The organism is Vreelandella sp. L-15 (genome assembly GCF_056857635.1).
This window is the reverse complement of sequence record NZ_JBSXNN010000002.1, coordinates 1-3,622: the sequence shown is the minus strand read 5'-3', so window position 1 is coordinate 3,622 and position 3,622 is coordinate 1. Positions and strand designations below refer to the sequence as shown.

The window sequence follows — 3,622 nt, the reverse complement described above, 5'->3', positions numbered from 1 at the left end:
CAACGGCTGTTTGCTCAAGGCCGAAGTGTTTTCTACCCCCTCTGGAGAAGAGCGCCAGACGCCGAGGCACGAATACCAGACTTGTTCACCTCCTCAGGAGGACTATGCCGATGACACGCCGGAAAATGGGGAGACCCTAGTCACTTTAAGTGTTGACTTTAAAATTAGAAATAGTAATATATGCCTCGCTTGAGACGGGACACGCAGCAACGTCTAAGGTAAGAAATCGGGATGTAGCGCAGTCTGGTAGCGCGCCTGCTTTGGGAGCAGGATGTCGGGGGTTCGAATCCCTCCATCCCGACCACGTACCTAGCACGGAAGGTGTTAATCTGCTTCTCCAAACTTTGGTTGTGGTCAAGTGCTCATCAGTATTCACTCTGGATACACTATGTGCGCCCATAGCTCAACCGGATAGAGCAACGGCCTTCTAAGCCGTAGGTTGCGGGTTCGAGTCCTGCTGGGCGTGCCAATCAAATACTTTTCAGTGTTTGTTCTCCAGTTGGGTATTCTCAAGTTTGCTTTTTGTCAGTGGTGGATGTAGCTCAGTGGTAGAGCCCCGGATTGTGGCTCCGGTGGTCGTGGGTTCGATCCCCATCATCCACCCCATTAACCTTTAATTTACTCTCTTATATCTCCTCTTCTTTTACAAAGCTCTCCAGCGTCTCTGCTAGTTAAATAAGCATTTCTTTTTGGCTTTTTTAGCCATTGTCTGTTTTATACCCCTCTATCGCGGCATCACTTTAATCTGGTTACCTGCTGTACCAGCTCCTGACAAAAATCGCTGTCTGATAGCGAATCCCCAGATAAATTAATACCCCAGTGGCCTATGGTATGGTTCTCCGCGCAGCGATAACGGTCACCCAACCACGCCAACGTGTTGCGAACCATCCAGCGATCAATTCTCACCATAAAGTGATAGCGTTCGGCGGCGGGTAGAAAACTGCCGGGTGTAATGAGTATGCCGTTCTCCTCCAAACGCAGTAAAATTTCCCGATAGCCCGGCCCGTTGCCGCATACGGCGCTAATCGGTTGCGCGTAAAGTCGAAAGGCGTCGTTATCTAGGGCATTTTGTAGCCGCTGAACCCACTGCAGTTCGCCGTGACGTTCTAGCAGCAGGTGGTCGTTAGGTTGATAGCAGTGAATGCGGTTGCGACCAGCCTCTTTGGCGGTGTAGCACGCACGTGATATTGCCGCTGGCGTCGCAGGTAATAACGCCGTCGCCAATGGAAGCCAGCGTGGTACGGGCTGACGAAAACCAGCGCAGCTGCCCACAGTACCCAAAGCATATCCATGAGTGTTGTATCAAAGCTGTCGGTCATTGACGTGATCCTTGTGCTGATCTGGTGCAAGGTGAGCACTGACATAGTGCGTTGTTAGTAAATATGTCTTCTATTAATGCCGCGCGGTGGCTTCTGTCGCGGAAGGTTTCTGGGGTGTTAAACGCAGTGTTAACTGAGATTAAGCAAATGTTATGCCGCGCTTAGCAAAGTCATCCTTAATTAGGATTTTTGCGTCATAAAAGACTAAAAAAATGTCTAAAAATAGTGTTTATAACTGTGCAAAAGCTATTTGATTGGTGATATTTTTCAATATGTTGCTTATGTGATTAGCAGCATGTGACTGGGCAAACAATAGAGCGAGAGGAGTGCATCATAATGGCGCGTCAAACGGTGGTTTTAGGAGCAGGCATGGTGGGTGTCAGTATTGCTTGGCAGCTGCAAAAGCGTGGCTATCAAGTAACGCTGGTAGATCGCCGCCAGCCTGGACGCGAAACCTCGTTTGGAAACGCGGGCATTATCCAGCGTGAAGCAGTTAGGCCTTATCCGTTTCCCCGTGATATGAAAACGATATTGAGTGTGCTTCCAAACCGTCGGGTCGATATCCGTTACCGGCCTGCCGGTATGGTCAATGCGGCCTCGCCACTGCTGAGTTACTGGCACCACTCTTCGTCACGGCTCTACAAAAAAATCGTGCCTGAGTACGCCTCGTTAATTCAGCTCTGTTTGGACGCCCACGCGCCGATGATTGAGGCCGCTGGTGCTGAGCATCTAGTGCGTAAGGAAGGGTGGCTTGAAATCTATCGCACGCCGGAAAAGCTCGCTAAGCGAGTTAAAGAGGCTGAAGAAGCCCGCGAGCTTTACGGCGTACAGTTCACCGTTCTTGATCGCGAAGCGCTGAGTGAGAAGGAGCCGCAACTAGGCAATAAAATCATCGGCGCTATTCACTGGCTAGACCCCTGGACAGTCGCTGACCCGGGTGGCTTAGTGGCTGCCTATGCGGCGTCGTTTGAAGCGATGGGCGGACAACTGGTACAAGCGGACATCACTGGTATCACTCAGCAAAATGATCGCTGGAAAGTGACGACCAGTGCGGAGTCGTTTGAGGCTGAACAAGTTGTCATGGCCCTTGGCCCCTGGGCTGGCCAATGGATGAAACCGCTGGGTTACCACTTCCCCACGTTTGTGAAACGTGGCTACCACATGCACTACGCGACACAGCCAACGGCCAAATTAAACTACTGGTTGATGGACGCCGAGATCGGTTATTTGCTGGCACCGATGAATGCTGGTGTGCGGCTGACGACGGGGGCAGAGCTAGACCGCCTTGAATCTCCCGCGGATGAAGAGCAGCTGGGCGCTGCCGAAAAAGTGGCGCGGACAATTTTCCCGCTAGGTGAGCGAAAAGATAGCGCGGCGTGGAAAGGCGCACGGCCTTGCTTGCCAGATATGAAGCCCGTTATTGGCCCAGCGCCACGCCATCCTGGCCTGTGGCTAGCGTTTGGACATGGCCACCAAGGGTTCACCCTCGGTCCGGCGACAGGCCAGCTGCTGGCGGACATGATGGAAAACAAACCAACCGCCATTGATATGGCACCGTTTCGGGCAGACCGGTTTTAAATATGACGCCGCAGCCTGTTACATAATGAAAAAGTACAAACATGGCCTAGGAAGGCTGGGTTTGCTAGGCTGAATGAGTCACTCAATAGATTGAGGTGCAATAATGGATGTCGCCGCAAGTAATGCAGTTAGCACGGCACTGTATATGAACCAGGCGCAAACTGCTGAGCAGGCACAAATGCAACTGTTCAAGCAAGCACTGGATATGCAGTCCGAACAAATTACCGAGGTGCTCGCCTCTGCAGATACCGGGGCACAGCCTAGCTTGGCTCAAGAAGGTAGTGTAGGCACCCAGGTAAACACCTACGCTTAACCCTTCTGTTGCTAGAGACCCCAAACGCCGACCCTGTCGGCGTTTTTTGTTTGCCCGGCGAAGCCGGCAAACCCGGCCATCTGAAAGAAGATGGCGTCACCCCGACTGAGGGGAAGACAATCCGACTGGCAAGGGCGTCACTGGCCAACGGTGGGGTCTGAAGGAAGCCATAGGAAGTTAACGGTACACAACGCAAGTGAACCTGCTTCGGCAGCCCAGGTGGGTTAGCGTGCAAAATAGCGCGACGCCCGATACTCAGTCAGACCTGTGCTGTGTTTGAGGGTGGCATCGTTAACAGGGAGCCGGTGCAGTAACCGGGGAAGCCTGACACCGAATCCGGCGATGCCGGAGGCTGTGGCGCAAGGTGAAAGCCGAGGCCGCAGTCGGTGCGAGGTGGCAGATGAAGCCGTAG

The 3,622-nt window shown here is 52.8% G+C and carries 4 protein-coding genes and 3 tRNA genes; 6 read left to right on the top strand and 1 reads right to left on the bottom strand.

Annotation, left to right across the window (positions count from 1 at the left end):
• The 4 genes from AC13CY_RS00065 to AC13CY_RS00050 all read left to right on the top strand — a co-directional run.
• Positions 1–193: hypothetical protein (locus tag AC13CY_RS00065; RefSeq protein ID WP_483052162.1), on the top strand; the 193-nt coding region annotated here is incomplete at its 5' end.
• A 34-nt stretch (positions 194–227) separates the two neighbouring features.
• A tRNA-Pro gene (locus AC13CY_RS00060) sits at positions 228–304 on the top strand.
• 88 nt (positions 305–392) lie between these two features.
• Positions 393–469, top strand: a tRNA-Arg gene (locus AC13CY_RS00055).
• Positions 470–531: 62 nt separating this feature from the next.
• A tRNA-His gene (locus AC13CY_RS00050) sits at positions 532–606 on the top strand.
• A 129-nt stretch (positions 607–735) separates the two neighbouring features.
• On the opposite strand, the gene AC13CY_RS00045 is transcribed toward AC13CY_RS00050, so the two are convergent.
• Positions 736–1,272: an EAL domain-containing protein gene (locus AC13CY_RS00045; protein WP_233420274.1), complete on the bottom strand. Its 537-nt coding sequence runs from the start codon at positions 1,270–1,272 to the stop codon at positions 736–738.
• A gap of 383 nt (positions 1,273–1,655) precedes the next feature.
• On the opposite strand from AC13CY_RS00045, the gene AC13CY_RS00040 reads away from it, so the two are divergent.
• Together AC13CY_RS00040 and AC13CY_RS00035 are read left to right on the top strand one after the other, a co-directional pair.
• Complete coding sequence (locus AC13CY_RS00040; protein WP_044630092.1) at positions 1,656–2,897, top strand: NAD(P)/FAD-dependent oxidoreductase; 1,242 nt, start codon at positions 1,656–1,658, stop codon at positions 2,895–2,897.
• Positions 2,898–3,000: 103 nt separating this feature from the next.
• On the top strand, positions 3,001–3,210 hold the full coding sequence (locus tag AC13CY_RS00035; RefSeq protein ID WP_054641201.1) for a putative motility protein: 210 nt from the start codon (positions 3,001–3,003) through the stop codon (positions 3,208–3,210).
• Positions 3,211–3,622 lie beyond the last annotated feature (412 nt).

What these genes read in the sequence shown, in the direction of transcription:
- AC13CY_RS00040 (WP_044630092.1), top strand. Translation starts at nt 1,656, where the DNA reads ATGGCGCGTCAAACGGTGGTTTTAGGAGCAGGCATGGTGGGTGTCAGT.
- AC13CY_RS00035 (WP_054641201.1), top strand. Translation starts at nt 3,001, where the DNA reads ATGGATGTCGCCGCAAGTAATGCAGTTAGCACGGCACTGTATATGAAC.